Below are 14796 nucleotides of genomic sequence, written 5' to 3'. Positions count from 1 at the left end.
TATGCCTGATTAGCGAAATCGTCGAGGGAAGGTGGAGGGATATTTTATGCGCCACGTCACAAAAGCTGCTACACTCCGCCCCTTCGCGACATTGTGGTTTTTGTCCTCCTAATTGTTATATCTCCCTGAAAACTACACCTGTGATGGTCGGGGCGGTTCGGAGTTTTTATGTCTTTTGATTCCCTTGGCCTGAACCCGGAAATTCTGCGCGCGATCGCAGAGCAGGGCTACGTTGAGCCAACCCCAATCCAGCAGCAGGCGATCCCTGCCGTTCTGCAGGGCCGTGACCTGATGGCCAGTGCCCAGACCGGGACCGGTAAAACCGCAGGCTTCACCCTGCCACTGTTAGAGCTGCTGGTAAAAAATCAGCCGCACGCGAAGGGGCGTCGCCCGGTTCGTGCGCTGATCCTCACCCCAACCCGCGAGCTGGCGGCGCAGATTGGCGAGAACGTGCGTGATTACAGCCGCTATCTCAACATTCGTTCGATGGTGGTTTTCGGCGGTGTGAGCATTAACCCACAGATGATGAAACTGCGCGGCGGCGTGGACGTGCTGGTGGCAACGCCGGGCCGTCTGCTGGATCTGGAACATCAGAACGCCGTGAAGCTTGATAACGTCGAAATTCTGGTGCTGGACGAAGCCGACCGCATGCTCGACATGGGCTTTATCCACGATATTCGCCGCGTGCTGGCTAAGCTCCCGCCGCGCCGTCAGAACCTGCTGTTCTCCGCGACCTTCTCCGACGAGATCAAAGCGCTGGCTGAAAAGCTGCTGCATAACCCGCTGGAAGTTGAAGTGGCGCGCCGCAACACCGCCTCTGAGCAGGTGACCCAGCACGTGCACTTCGTTGATAAAAAGCGTAAGCGGGAACTGCTCTCCCAGATGATTGGTCAGGGTAACTGGCAGCAGGTGCTGGTCTTTACCCGTACCAAGCACGGTGCAAACCACCTGGCGGAACAGCTGAACAAAGACGGTATTCGCAGTGCGGCTATCCACGGTAACAAGAGCCAGGGGGCGCGTACCCGTGCGCTGGCGGACTTTAAATCCGGTGATATCCGCGTGCTGGTGGCCACCGACATCGCTGCCCGTGGTCTGGACATTGAAGAGCTGCCGCACGTGGTGAACTACGAGCTGCCAAACGTGCCGGAAGACTATGTTCACCGTATCGGCCGTACCGGTCGTGCGGCGGCCACTGGCGAAGCGCTCTCGCTGGTCTGCGTGGATGAACACAAACTGCTGCGCGATATCGAACGTCTGCTGAAGAAAGAGATCCCGCGTATTGAAACGCCGGGGTACGAAGTGGATCCGTCCATCAAAGCGGAGCCAATTCAGAATGGTCGCCAGCAGCGTGGCGGCGGTGGACGCGGTCAGGGCGGCGGCCGTGGTCAGCAGCAGTCACGCCGTGCCGAAGGCGGCGCGCCGAAGTCGGGCAATAAACCGCCTCGCCGCGACGGCGAAGGGAAACCGGCAGGAGAAGGGCAGCGCCGTCGCCGTCCGCGTAAACCGGCTAACCCACAGTAATCTGGAAGCCCGGCCGTAAAGCCGGGCTTTTCTTTTTGCGGCGACGAAAATAAAGTGCCACAATAGTGGCTGTTTATACAGTATTTCAGGTTTTCCGATGGCTTTAACCGCGGCGCTGAAAGCGCAGATTGGTGCCTGGTATAAGGCACTCCAGCAGCAGATCCCCGACTTTATCCCCCGGGCACCACAGCGGCAGATGATTGCCGATGTGGCAAAAACGCTCGCCGGTGATGACGGGCGACATCTGGCGATTGAAGCGCCAACCGGGGTCGGTAAAACCCTCTCTTATTTAATCCCGGGCATCGCTATTGCGCGGGAAGAACAAAAGACGCTGGTGGTCAGCACCGCTAACGTGGCGCTACAGGATCAGATCTTCAGCAAAGACCTGCCGCTGCTGCGCAAAATTATCCCCGAGCTGCGTTTTACCGCCGCCTTTGGCCGCGGACGTTATGTCTGCCCGCGTAACCTGGCGGCGCTCGCCAGCAGTGAGCCCACCCAGCAGGATCTGCTGGCGTTTCTTGATGACGAACTGACGCCAAACAACAAGGCGGAGCAGGAACAGTGTGCGAAGCTGAAAGCCGATCTCGACAGCTACAGGTGGGACGGTTTGCGCGATCACACCAGCCAGGCCATCGGCGATGATTTATGGCGCAGGCTCAGCACCGATAAAGCCAGTTGCCTCAACCGTAATTGTCACTACTACCGCGAGTGCCCGTTTTTTGTCGCCCGGCGGGAGATCCAGGAAGCGGAAGTGGTGGTCGCCAATCATGCGCTGGTGATGGCGGCGCTGGAGAGCGAGGCGGTGCTGCCGGAGCCGAAAAACCTGCTGCTGGTGCTTGATGAAGGCCACCATTTGCCTGACGTAGCCCGGGATGCGCTGGAGATGAGTGCTGAAATCACGGCCCCGTGGTTCCGCCTGCAGCTCGATCTGTTCTGCAAGCTGGTGGCCACCTGCATGGAGCAGTTCCGTCCCAAAACCACGCCGCCGCTGGCGGTGCCCGAGCGTCTGAGTGAACACTGTGAAGAGGTCTACGGCCTTATCGCATCCCTGAACAACATTCTGAATCTGTATCTCCCGGCGACTCAGGAGGCAGAGCACCGTTTTGCCATGGGGGAGTTGCCGGACGAGGTGATGGAGATTTGCCAGCAGCTGGCGAAGCATCTGGAAAAGCTGCGCGGCCTGGCAGAGATGTTCTTAAACGATCTCAGTGAAAAGACCGGCACCCATGACGTGGTGCGTTTGCACCGTATTCTGCTGCAAATGAACCGTGCGCTGGGCATGTTTGAAGCGCAAAGCAAACTCTGGCGGCTGGCCTCTATGGCGCAGGCGTCCGGCGCGCCGGTGACCAAATGGGCCACCCGCGAAGTGAGAGACGGGCAGGTGCACCTCTTTTTCCACTGCGTGGGCATCCGCGTGGCCGATCAGCTGGAAAAGCTGATCTGGCGCAGCGTGCCGCACGTGGTGGTAACGTCAGCGACCTTGCGTTCCCTGAACAGCTTCTCGCGGCTGCAGGAGATGAGCGGCCTGAAAGAAAAAGCGGGGGACCGTTTCGTGGCGCTGGACTCGCCGTTTAACCACTGCGAGCAGGGCAAGCTGGTGATCCCGCGCATGCGCTACGAGCCGCTTATCGATAACGAAGAGCAGCATATTGCCGAAATGGCCGCCTATTTCCGCGAACAGCTGGAGAGTAAAAAATACCCCGGCATGCTGGTGCTGTTTGCCAGCGGACGCGCCATGCAGCGCTTTCTGGAACATGTTACCGATCTGCGTTTACTGCTGCTGGTGCAGGGCGATCAGCCGCGCTACCGGCTGGTAGAGCTCCACCGCCAGCGCATCGATAACGGCGAGCGCAGCGTGCTGGTGGGGTTACAGTCTTTTGCGGAAGGTCTGGATCTGAAGGGCGACTATCTGACCCAGGTGCATATTCATAAAATCGCCTTCCCGCCCATCGACAGCCCGGTGGTGATCACCGAAGGAGAATGGCTGAAAAGCCTCAACCGCTATCCGTTTGAGGTACAAAGTCTTCCGGCGGCGTCGTTTAACCTGATTCAGCAGGTGGGTCGTCTGATTCGTAGCCACGGCTGCTGGGGCGAAGTGGTGATCTACGACAAGCGTCTGCTCACCAAAAACTATGGTCAGCGCCTGCTGAATGCCCTGCCGGTGTTCCCGATAGAACAGCCGGAGGTGCCTGAAATAAAAAAACGCCCGGCAAAACAGACTGCCGGGCGTCGGAAAAGCATCCGTGCTAAGGGGCGCGGTCCTACTGGTAAGTAAAGGTGGCCTGAACAACGCTGTTGAAGGTACCTGCCGTCACAGGCAGGGCGGTAGCGTAATAGCGTGCCGCCATGGGAAAATCGGCGGTGTGGGTACCAGCGTCAATCACCACGCTAAAGCGGGCTTCGGGGGCAAGCACGATGTAATCCAGACGGTCGGCCAGCTCTAATGCCACCCCTTTGGCGGTGCCACTATTGGCGAATTTAAACGGGTGGTCCGTATCGCGCGGCCCATCAACGTTAATGGTGGCAACCGTCAGGGTGGGCGGACAATTGGTGAGCTTTAAATCGAAGTTTTTCCACGGGCCGGTGTCGCCGATATCCTTAAAATCACTGGCGACGGCCTGTCCCAGATCCACCACCATGTTCTGGCTGGCGCTGTCTACCTGGCAGGTGGTGTCGTAAATATTCCCTTCGATATTGAGCGTGACGTCGGTCGCGCCCACAGAGAGGCTCGTCAGAGCGAGCAACAGGGATAACGTTTTCATCTTCGCTCCGTTACTGGTATTCAAGATCGATGGTGGCAATCGTATTGGCTTTCCCCGCTGTGACGCTGGCATCCGTCTGGTAATACTGCACCGCGAAGGGGATCACATCCGGAACGCCTGGTTCGGCTCTTCCACCCACCGGGATTGGGTAGTCGTATTTAAGATCGACACCGTCAAGCAGCATTCTCACCCCTACGCCCGTGGCGCTGTCGCTGCCGGGCGTCAGGTTCAGGACATCTGCATACTGGCTGTTGATGCCATTTGCACTGGTTACCGAGGCCGTAAGATTGACCTCTTCGGTACAGGTGGCGGTGATGTTGAAATACTTCCAGGCCGTATAGCTGCCCACGTGGGTAAATTGCGACACCGGGAAATTGCCGAGGGTCACCGTCAGATTTAACGGATCAATAGAACAGGTCGCCGTTCTTTCGCTGACCGTGGCGGAATAGTGGCTGGTATTACGTGCACCAGAAATCCCCACAGAGTTAAAAACCCCGAACCCATAGGGATCCTGCGCGAGCGAAAGGGTACCGCTACCGATATGTGATGCCGTTTTGATTAACCGCTGGGTGTAGCTGAAAGAAAATGTTTGTCCGCTGTCGCTGCTGACCGTCCCAATGGGCGTGGCGGTTGTATCGCATGAGTACCCTTTGCCGCGAACGATCTGCCCGCTGCTGTTCAGAAGCTCAATGCCGATGCCGTCAACATTGGTGGTGTACACGCCCGGCATGCCAGGCACTTCCGTTCCCGTTCCGTAATAGCAGGAAATAAGGGTGTGATTCGTCATCGTGCCGGTACAGCTGCCGTTAACGGTATGGGTCTTTGCCGAACCCGGGATGACGCCGCCAATATCGAGTGTAGTGGGTACAGAAAGCGTGCCCGCATCAAGGGTATAAGGCAGATCGGCGCTGTCACAGGAGGTTGCCGCCTGGGCATGCGGCACCAGACACGCGCTCGTGAGTAAAACCAGCAGTGCGAAGACATATCTACACATGTTCATTTTTTCCTCGGGAAGGGTCATACACACTGCGCCGTAACGTTAAGAACAGGGCCGTCGGCTTTGGTGGGCAGGTGATAAGTTGCCTTGCAATGGCTGTCGGTGGTTTTCCCCCAGCTGACGTTAACCGTACCTGACTCGTGCATACCGGTGAGGTACACCTGCCCGCCGTCGCCTACGATAAATTCACCGTCCTGATGGGCCTGAGATGCCGTTGCGCCAAAGGGGATCGGGCGACCATCCGCGCGTTTTAGTGTCATCAACACCCGACTGCCTACGTGGGTTTCATAATGTGCTCGCGCGATGGCGCCGCGCGTTGGGGTCACCGTTTTGGCGGCCTGGTCGATATCGGCATTTTCCGGCAAGGTTTCGGTGTTCAGCGCGAGGGTGTTGTGACGGTATGGCGAAACGTACGGCACAATGGCATAGCCGCGAAAATCGGTGTTAATGCCTGTCTGATTGGTGACGTTGGTGTCGTCTGCGCCCGGCGCTTCGATCAGCGCAGCGGTCTCACCCATCGGCTGACCAAGGGTGATGCCATGCGCATGGGCGATTATGCTGCCCTGAAGACCGACATTGAGCTGTTGTTGCTGGTTATCCTGGGAATACCCGGCGCTCACTTCGCCGTAGGTGCCTTTATAATCGGCATTCAGACTGGTGCTGTCACCACTGCTCTGACTATGGCCCTGCTGAACCCCCCAACTGAGGTTATTACCGGCCAGCGCCGTGCCGTTCAGACCCACGCTTTGGGTTGTTTCGTGCTTCGTGCTGTTCAGGTTGTAGTTCACCCAGGTGTTGCTGAGCCAGCGATCGAGCGGAACGGAGACGTTAAATGCAATCGTCTGCTCGCTGGTTTTCTCAATATTGTCATCCCCGCTGTCACGCGTGTTTTTATCCAGTCCGTAACTGAGACCGTAGCTGATCCCGTGCCAGGAGTTGTTGTAGCCGAGGTTCAGTGAGGTCATCCCCTGGCTTGAATTCCAGTAGTTCTCTTTGACCAGGCTTAACGTCAGGGAACCAAACGCCCCGCCCAGGGACTGGTCGACAGTCGCCTCCTCGCGGCTGCGGCGCGTGTCCGGCGTTTCCCAGTCGTCATTACGGGTATGGGAATCCAGCGTGTCCTGCAGGGTGTAGAACCCCTTGCTGTTATAGCGATAGCCCGCAATGGAAAAATGGGTACCGGTGGTGGCGAAATCTTTGCTGTAGCGGATGCGCCAGGAGCGCCCGCGAGTGGGGGCCTGATCCTGCATCTCTGATTTGGCGTCGGTGACATCCACCGAAAAGGCCCCGAGATCGCCGATATTCTTGCCGACCCCCAGCGCCAGCGCATCGTAATACTGGCTTGCCTGCACGCCGCCGTAGACCGTAAAGCCGTAAGGCAAGCCGTAGATTGCCGTACCCTGCATAAACGGAGTTTTTTCGACGTCGTTGTCATAGCTGCGATAGCGCCCCGCGGTGAGGCTGTATTTAAAGCGGCCTTCACGCTGCAACACCGGCACCGACGCATAAGGCACCACAAAATGCTGTTCGCTGCCGTCCGTCTCTTTCACGGTGACGTTCAAATCGCCGCTTCCGCCGGTGGGGTAGAGATCGTTGATCTCGAACGCGCCGGGAGCGACATAGTTCTGGTAAATGACGTAACCATTCTGGCGAACGATAACCTGGGCGTTACTGTGCGCCGTACCGCGTATCACCGGCGCAAAGCCCTTCATGCTGTCCGGGAGCATGTCGTCATCCGAGGCGATCTGCGCCCCGGTGTAAGAGATGCTGTCAAACACATCGGAAGGGGAAGAGCTTTGGCCGAATATGACGTTCCCGCCAAGGGCGATAATATCGCGCTGGGCGTAGGTATAGACCGAAGAAAACTGGCTCTCTGCGTCACCGTCACCGCTGGTTTTGCTCCAGGTGGAGTAGTTACGAAAACGCCACGCCCCGAGGTTAAGACCCGGACGCAGGTTAAGAAACTCGCTGCGCTGATCGCTACCGTTTTCACCTTTGCCGCGGTTGTTCCCGGCGGTGAAGCTGTAATTGAGCAGCAGGGCGTTAATTCCCTCGTCATACTCCTGCGGGTCGACGTAATCACGCGGTACCTGGGTAATCGCGGTTTGAGGAATACTTAACAGCAGCTGCTGCGGATTAACATGAAACGTTGCGCTGGCGGAGGGGATCACGCTCAGGTCAATGCACTGCGCCTTATCGTCCTGCCCGAATTTTTCGGTATTAATACCGAAGCTTTTTAACTGGGCAGCGCTAAGGCACGGCTGCAAGGTTGATTTACCGCTGGCGTCTTTCTTCAGCGTGAACTCAATCTCTTTGCTTGCCACTTTATTATTGTTGACGTAAACGTCAACGTGATATTTACCGGGAGCCTGACCGGGACCAATCTCATAAATACTGAGGTCGGTTTTACCCTGACCTGGGTTATCAATATCCAGTAGCGCCGGGTTGAAATAATCATCAGCCAGAACTTTTTGCACGCACACACCCAACAGCGTGCAGCCCAATGCAATAAGCATTGAGCGTCCGTGCTGTTTGGGTGGTTCGGTGGAGTAGTCCCAGCTCATAATAATTTTTGCTATTCCAGACGTTATTTAATCTGTGCGCTATAGGACTGGCTAATACCGCCGTAATCATTGATGATTTTCCAGCTCACGGTGTGTGCTGTAATATTTCCTGGTGTCGCGAAATGGGCTTCACTTTTTGGGCCAGCATAGGTGGCTTTATCGACTTTTTTACCGTCGAGCGTTATTTCCTGGAAATTCATATAAAACGGTGTGGGGTTTTCGACAATCAGCTGGTTTCCCCGGGTGTGCCAGGATAATTGCGTGGCAACATCTTCCGGTTTTCCGGTAATACCTGACGGGCGATAAAGCAGCTTAATGCGGGTTTTAATCGCAATCTGCAGCGTATTCACGCTCTCATTACGCGCAGAAGAGGGGATGGATTTAATATTCAACCAGAACAGCGATTCGCGATCGGCAGGTAAGTTTCCCCCGGTTCTGATGATGCGCAGAACATTCTCTTGCTTCGCATCAAGGCGAAACAGCGGTGGCGTGATCAGGAACGGCGCTTTCTCACGTGCGTTATCTTCCGTTTCGACCCATGACTGCACCAGATAATCGAGATTGTCCGGGTTGGTGATCCCAATAGAGGATTCTTTTTTACTTTCTGGGTAGACCACGCGTGTGCCGCCAATGGTAATACCCGCATGGGCAACGGAAGCAATAAATAAAAAAGAGGAGGCCAGAAGATATTTTCGCATAGTGACACCGTAATAAAGCAATAACAGATATTAGCCACTGGGGTAGCTAATATCTGTTTTATTAGTTGTAAACGATAGTGAAGGTAGAAGCGGCATTCGCCAGTCCGGCAGACACCGTTCCTCCGGTCTGGATATAACGTGCACCAAACTGCAGATCGTTTGTTGTGGTACCAGGCGTGAGCGTATATGCAGCAGAGGCCGTATATAAACTCAGTGGATTTTCTGTTTTATCCAGCAACTGAACACCCACTCCTGACGCCGAACCGGTTCCTGATGTCACAGCAAGAATATCTTTGTTGTTACTGTCAGGCGTCCCGCCGAATGTCACCGAGGCGCTGGTAACCGTTTCAGGACAATCTTTTAACTGAATACTAAAGCGGGTTGTCGAGGTCGTCGAACCACTTCCGGTAAATGCAGATTTAGACACCTTACCTAATGAAACATTAAGCGGATTGCTTAAACCGTTTACCACAGTACATGCAGAATCAATAATCTCACCTGTGAAATTAATTTGACCTTCACCACTGGACGCAAATACAGAAACGGAAGCACACGCCATCCCGGCGGCGATCCCCGCAATAATCATTTTTTTCATTTAAATCCTCTGAATGAAAGTATGGCACTTCAGGTATTAATCATCACGTGGCTGATTAATTCGGCATGAACTATCGCTGAGAACTATTTTTCGTTCAATTTATCTTCAGACCATTTTTACTCTCGAAGGGCGTTTGTTCGGGTGTCGGGAGAGAAAGGAAAATGATTACCCGCCAGGCATTTATCAGGGCTATAGTATCTGCAAAGAGCCGCAAGGAGAGATGTCGTGGACTATCGTAAAATTATCAAAGAGGTAGGGCGGGGGAAAAACCATGCCCGCGACCTGGATCAGGAAACGGCCCGTGCGCTGTACACCCATATGCTTAACGGCGACGTGCCCGATCTGGAGATGGGCGGTATCCTGATTGCGCTACGCATTAAAGGTGAAGGCGAAGCGGAGATGCGCGGTTTCTATGACGCGATGCAGGCGCAAACGCTGCGCTTAACGCCACCGGTAGCCAGACCGATGCCGATTGTCATCCCTACCTACAACGGCGCGCGCAAACAGGCGAATCTGACGCCACTGCTGGCTATTCTGCTGCATAAGCTCGGGTTCCCGGTGGTTGTTCATGGCGTTAGCGAAGATCCGACTCGCGTCCTGACGGAGACCATTTTCGGCATGTTAGGTATCGAGCCGACCCTGCACGCCGGACAGGCACAGGCAAAGCTGGATGGTCATCAGCCGGTCTTTATTCCGGTTAAGGCGCTCTGTCCACCGCTGGAAAAACAGCTGGATATGCGCTGGCGCATGGGCGTGCGCAACAGTGCGCACACCCTGGCGAAACTGGCGACGCCGTTTGGTGAAGCGGATGCCCTGCGCCTCTCCAGCGTATCGCACCCGGAGTATGTCACGCGGGTGGGCAAGTTCTTTGAAGATATCGGCGGCAGGGCGCTGCTGATGCACGGCACCGAAGGGGAAGTTTATGCCAATCCGCAGCGCTGCCCGCAGCTGGTGCTGATTGATGCCGCCGGCACGCGACCCGTGCTGGAGCGGGGTGAAGAGAATGTGGATGTGGTGTTGCCGGAGGCAAAAGATCCGCACACGACCGCGCACTGGATTGAGCAGTGCCTGGCTGGTAATGTCCCTGTTCCGCACGCCCTTAAGCTGCAGATGGCCTGCTGCCTGCTGGCAACCGGGGAAGTGGAGTCTGTCCAGGCGGGGTTGGCCCGTGTGGAACAGGCGTTTTAGGCAAAAAAAAGCCCGTCCAGTGGCGGACGGGCAAGCAAGGGTAACAACAGGGTCAATGAGGGTTGGAGCAGCTCACCAGAGGGTATGGTGAGGGTGGAGCATTAATTCAGTCGATTATTTGTAGATAACCGCGGTACCGCTCAGCTTGTTATTGCCGTTAGCGGAGGTGATGGTGTATCCGCTTGCACCGGCCGCTGCCGCTTTCTCAGCCAGTTTGGCTTCCAGACCGTCCAGCGTAGTTGCGCCATCAGCACTCACCACACCTACTTTATTCATGTTCTGTGCCTGAGCAGAAGAAACGGGCTCTACAGCGAAAGCGCCAAAAGACAGAGCGGACAGGGCAACAGCAGCAACAGCATATTTGATGGTTTTCATAATTAATCTCTCGCAGGTTTTTCTGTTAAGGGGACGATGTTCCGTCGATGTGATAAGTATCACGTTTTTTTTCGGCAGATAAAATCGAAGAGAATTGACGTGGTTGCTCAAAAAAATTGAATGACAAATAACTTATTGAATATTAATAAATTCAGAAGGGCAATTTACAGTTCTTGTCGCTCCGGTTTACAGACGCATGATTCATGGCACATTTTGCTACGCGCCTGTTAAAAAATCGTGAGCGTAAAGGAAATCGCTTGCGCGGTGAACTTCGGTAAAGGAAAGTCAACGTAACTGGCTGTCTTTCGATCCTCTGCGATTATATCCTGAATGTGATTGGTTTTTTGAATCTTTATTCTGCTGGCAGGAGACGCATAACCGTACGCCGGGCATGGCTTTACGGCGCGCTTCCGGAATCGTTTCTCCGCACTCTTCGCATTCCGTTAAACTTTCCCCGCGCGGAATTTCACCGCGAGCACGGGCAACGGCATCTTCAATAGTACTGTTGATCTGTTCGTTAACGGCGTCATCATTCGCCCATCCGGAAGCCATGGCTTATCCTCACGTTCGGTGTGTATCTTATTCATATGGGGTCAAAAAACGTACAGTCAAGACGGGGGGTGAGAACTGCATCTGTCAGCCAGATGCAGTGGCTCTCGGAAGGGGAACTTATTTATAGATGGTTGCTGTGCCATACATATGGTTATCGCCGCCGGCGGAATTCACCACGAAGCCTTTCGCACCTTCTTCGCGCGCTTTTTCGGCCAGCTTGTTTTGCAGATCGTCAAGGTTACTTGCACGACTTACCGAGACGGTGCCTGCAGGGCGCAGCTGGCTGGTATCGGTACTTTCGGTCAGTGACTGAACGGCCATGGCAGAAAATGACGCACTCGCCAGCGCGCCAGCGATAACAACAAGAGTCAGGTATTTTTTCATAATCACATCCTCAGGGGGAAACAACAGGTGATTCCCTTTAAGTTTAGAAGCCTGACGAGTGTGATTTAGCGCAAAAATTTGATGATGATCTGCTTATTTTTTGAACGATATAAATTGACAATTCGCTGACAGATCAGCGACATAAAGGTCACTGATTTATGGTGTTTTTTTGCGCACAGCAGAGAGATATTTACCGTTGCTCCCGCACAGGGTATCTTACGCCGCTGTTTAAAGGAGAATGCCATGACTTCCAAGCCGGGATTACACCCGCGAAATCGCCACCGCAGCCGCTATGACATGAAGGCGTTATGCCAGAGTTGCCCTCCGCTGCAGGACTACATCGTGCAGACCCCAGCAGGTGAGCCTTCGGTCAACTTTGCCGACCCGCAGGCGGTAAAAATGCTGAATAAAGCCCTGCTGGCGCATTTTTACGGCGTTACGCACTGGGATATCCCGGAAGGCTTTCTCTGCCCGCCCGTGCCGGGGCGTGCCGACTATCTCCACTATCTTGCCGATCTGCTGGCTGACGATCGTGGCGGCGTTATTCCTCAGCAGGCCACGGTTCTGGATATTGGGACCGGCGCGAACCTGATTTATCCGCTCATCGGCGTGCATGAATATCACTGGCGCTTTACCGGGAGCGAAATTGGCGCTGAGGCGTTTGCCAGCGCGCAGGCGATCATTAATGCCAATCCTGGCTTAAGTCGGTCTATTCGCTTACGCCGTCAGAAAGATGCCGCCTCTATTTTCAACGGCATTATCCACAAGAACGAGCACTACGACGCCACCCTCTGCAACCCGCCATTCCATGATTCAGCGGCTGCCGCCCGGGCCGGGAGCGAACGTAAGCGTCGCAATCTGGGGCAGGCTGAAGATGGCGCGCTCAACTTCGGCGGCCAGCAGCAGGAGCTGTGGTGCGAAGGGGGCGAGGTGGCGTTTATCCTGCGCATGATCGCGGAAAGTAAACAGTTTGCCCGTCAGGTGAAATGGTTTACCACCCTGGTTTCGCGCGGCGATAACCTGCCGCCGCTCTACCGCGCGCTGACCGAAGCCGGTGCCGTGAAGGTGGTGAAAAAAGAGATGGCGCAGGGACAAAAACAGAGCCGCTTTATTGCCTGGACGTTTATGGACGATAACAAACGTCGCAAATAGCATGCCGTCGTAAGCCGGGTAAGGCGAAGCCGCCACCCGGCTCGGTTACAGCGTCGGCTCCTGCGGCGGGAGCGGCGAGGCGGGCGGCGGCAGCACCTGATACGTCTGCACCGGCATACGCACATCCGCCAGATCAAAGTGTTTTTTCACCATGCTGTCGAGGGCAAAACGTACCGTCCACTGTTTGAGCGGCTGGGTAGTGAACGACACGCGCAGGGTAAAGGCGGTGTTGGTCAGCCCGACAATACCGGCAAACGACGGCTCGCCAATCACCAGGCCGCGAACATCCTCCATGGCCATCATCTCATCTACCGCATCCCGCAGCGCCTGTTTGGCTTTATCGGCATCTTCATGACGATCGACATCGTAATTTGCCACCACCGAGCCAATACCCCGGACGAAGTTGGCGAAGGTGGTAATCGATGACCACGGAATAATGTGGTACGCCCCGGTGTCCTGGCGCACGCCGACGGATCGAATCGACATTCGCTCAACGGTGCCGGTCAGCGGCCCGATGGTCACCAGATCCCCGGTGTTCATGCCGTTTTCAAACTGAATAAAGATACCGGTGATGATGTCCTTCACCAGCGTCTGCGAGCCGAAGGAGATAGCCAGACCCAGCGCACCCGCACCGGCCAGCAGTGGCGCGATATTCACGCCGATTTCCGAAAGCACAATCATAATCGTGATGGTACTGATGATAACCGCCAGCGCGTTGCGGAACAGGGTGAGCAAGGTGCGGGCACGCGCGCTTGGCAGCGGCCTGCCGTGAATGTCAGAGACCAGGCGGTTCTCAATCAGGCTGGCCAGCAGCGTCCAGCCTACGGCAGAGAAGAACAGGATCAGCGCGATACGAATTAAAATATCAACGGTCTTTTCCCCCGCGCCGTTGTGCAGCCAGTTCCAGAAATCGAACAGTCCCCAGGCATTGAGCAGCAGCATAATCGCCACACAGACGGTGAGAATGCGCGCCACCTTCAGTGAAACCGAAAGCCAGCCGTTCACCCGTTTTTGCAGCTCCGGGTAATTGCGCTGAACCTGCGCAGACAAGGTAATGGTTTTCGATAGCCAGCGAGAGAGCAGACCGGAAACAAAGGCCGCGACGCCAATAATGGCCAGGCTTTTAAACGTGGCACCCATCATAAATTTCAGGCTGTTGCCGGGATCGAACAGCGAGAAGAAGCACAGCACAATGAAGTAAGCGCTGGCCAGCCAGTGCCACACCAGGGCAAAAGCGCGAATAAAGAGGCTAAAGAACGAAAGGGAACGGTCAGCCAGGTGCAGCAAGCTCTCGGTGATCGTCTTTTTGTTATGGAAGATGAGATAGAGCGCCCAGACGGTAATGCAGATCATAATCAGCACATTCGCCAGCGCACCAGACTGGACGTTCACCTGGTTGGAGATAATTGGCACGGCCACCAGCAGACCATAACCAATCAACCCGCTGAGCACGCTCAGACGCAGCGCCCAGTATCTGGCGCTGCTATCCCGAATAGTGAAAGGGCGAAGATCTGGCACGCGTGGGCAAAATATCAGCCGCAGCAGCGCCTTAAAGAACTCAATTACGGCGAAGGCATTCAGAAACAGCGCCTGCTGGAAGGCGATAGTTTTGTTGCCGGTATTCAGCCTGTCGGCCAGCAATTGCCCTGTAAACAACGTCAGCGCCAGCAGCAGTAAATCAATGATAAACGCGGCGGCGATCATCAGCGGCAGATGCAACCAGCTGCTTTTCTGCTGATTCTTCTTGCGACCCCATTGCCCCATTTTTCGGTACAGGGGCCACGCACACAGGCGCACCAGCCAGTAAAAAATGAAGACGGCGGCCGCCAGCAGTAAAAATTGCGTGGCAGCCGCGGTAAACGTCCGGGGGTTAAAGGGCTTGTGCGAAGAGCCCATCAGGTTGCGATAGAGCTGGGCAAAGCGCGAGGAGAGGGCATCGGCATAGTGGCGGCTAACCTCAGTCACATTTTTCAGCACCGTTTTTTTCTCTTCTACCGGCGGGGGGGGG

The 14796-nt window shown here is 55.4% G+C and carries 13 protein-coding genes; 4 read left to right on the top strand and 9 right to left on the bottom strand.

The window, feature by feature from the left end; all coding sequences use genetic code 11:
- Nucleotides 1-168 precede the first annotated feature (168 nt).
- Entirely contained in the window at nt 169-1521 is a 1353-nt protein-coding gene (gene rhlE, locus AK59_RS0107955) for an ATP-dependent RNA helicase RhlE (protein ID WP_029882482.1), read from the top strand.
- 97 nt (nt 1522-1618) lie between these two features.
- Nucleotides 1619-3796, top strand: coding sequence for an ATP-dependent DNA helicase DinG (dinG, locus tag AK59_RS0107950; protein WP_029882481.1), 2178 nt, complete (start codon nt 1619-1621; stop codon nt 3794-3796).
- Here dinG and AK59_RS0107945 read toward each other — a convergent pair.
- The 5 genes from AK59_RS0107945 to AK59_RS0107925 all read right to left on the bottom strand — a co-directional run bounded on the left by AK59_RS0107945 (nt 3783) and on the right by AK59_RS0107925 (nt 9137).
- Nucleotides 3783-4283, bottom strand: a complete 501-nt coding sequence (locus AK59_RS0107945) for a fimbrial protein (protein WP_029882480.1) — start codon at nt 4281-4283, stop codon at nt 3783-3785. The two genes, dinG and AK59_RS0107945, sit on opposite strands and share 14 nt — an antisense overlap.
- Nucleotides 4284-4293: 10 nt before the next feature.
- Nucleotides 4294-5277, bottom strand: coding sequence for a fimbrial protein (locus AK59_RS0107940; protein WP_013097476.1), 984 nt, complete (start codon nt 5275-5277; stop codon nt 4294-4296).
- Between the two features lie 23 nt (nt 5278-5300).
- Complete coding sequence (locus tag AK59_RS0107935) at nt 5301-7796, bottom strand: fimbria/pilus outer membrane usher protein (protein WP_050491978.1); 2496 nt, start codon at nt 7794-7796, stop codon at nt 5301-5303.
- A gap of 71 nt (nt 7797-7867) precedes the next feature.
- Nucleotides 7868-8542 (bottom strand): fimbrial biogenesis chaperone, encoded by a 675-nt coding sequence (locus AK59_RS0107930; protein ID WP_029882478.1) that lies wholly within the window; start codon nt 8540-8542, stop codon nt 7868-7870.
- Nucleotides 8543-8603: 61 nt separating this feature from the next.
- Complete coding sequence (locus AK59_RS0107925) at nt 8604-9137, bottom strand: fimbrial protein (protein WP_029882477.1); 534 nt, start codon at nt 9135-9137, stop codon at nt 8604-8606.
- A gap of 225 nt (nt 9138-9362) precedes the next feature.
- Here AK59_RS0107925 and ybiB point away from each other — a divergent pair, with 225 nt between their 5' ends.
- The gene (ybiB, locus tag AK59_RS0107920) at nt 9363-10325 is read left to right on the top strand and encodes a DNA-binding protein YbiB (protein ID WP_029882476.1); all 963 of its coding nucleotides are present in this window, start codon (nt 9363-9365) and stop codon (nt 10323-10325) included.
- A 114-nt stretch (nt 10326-10439) separates the two neighbouring features.
- Here the strand turns inward: ybiB and ybiJ are convergent, their stop codons facing one another.
- The 3 genes from ybiJ to mcbA form a co-directional block, all read right to left on the bottom strand.
- Complete coding sequence (gene ybiJ, locus AK59_RS0107915; RefSeq protein ID WP_013097471.1) at nt 10440-10700, bottom strand: DUF1471 family protein YbiJ; 261 nt, start codon at nt 10698-10700, stop codon at nt 10440-10442.
- Between the two features lie 285 nt (nt 10701-10985).
- Nucleotides 10986-11252 (bottom strand): DksA/TraR family C4-type zinc finger protein, encoded by a 267-nt coding sequence (locus AK59_RS0107910; protein ID WP_029882475.1) that lies wholly within the window; start codon nt 11250-11252, stop codon nt 10986-10988.
- Nucleotides 11253-11369: 117 nt separating this feature from the next.
- Nucleotides 11370-11636 (bottom strand): DUF1471 family periplasmic protein McbA, encoded by a 267-nt coding sequence (gene mcbA / locus AK59_RS0107905; RefSeq protein WP_013097469.1) that lies wholly within the window; start codon nt 11634-11636, stop codon nt 11370-11372.
- A gap of 243 nt (nt 11637-11879) precedes the next feature.
- On the opposite strand from mcbA, the gene rlmF reads away from it, so the two are divergent.
- The gene (gene rlmF / locus AK59_RS0107895; RefSeq protein ID WP_013097467.1) at nt 11880-12788 is read left to right on the top strand and encodes a 23S rRNA (adenine(1618)-N(6))-methyltransferase RlmF; all 909 of its coding nucleotides are present in this window, start codon (nt 11880-11882) and stop codon (nt 12786-12788) included.
- A gap of 45 nt (nt 12789-12833) precedes the next feature.
- Here the strand turns inward: rlmF and ybiO are convergent.
- Nucleotides 12834-14796, bottom strand: a 1963-nt coding sequence (gene ybiO, locus AK59_RS0107890; protein ID WP_029882473.1) for a mechanosensitive channel protein, incomplete at its 5' end; no start/stop codon positions are given.

Source organism: Enterobacter sp. T1-1 (assembly GCF_000710795.1).
Taxonomy (GTDB): Bacteria; Pseudomonadota; Gammaproteobacteria; order Enterobacterales; family Enterobacteriaceae; genus Enterobacter; species Enterobacter cloacae.
The sequence above is the reverse complement of the archived record's forward strand: the minus strand, read 5'-3'. Positions and strand labels throughout refer to the sequence as shown.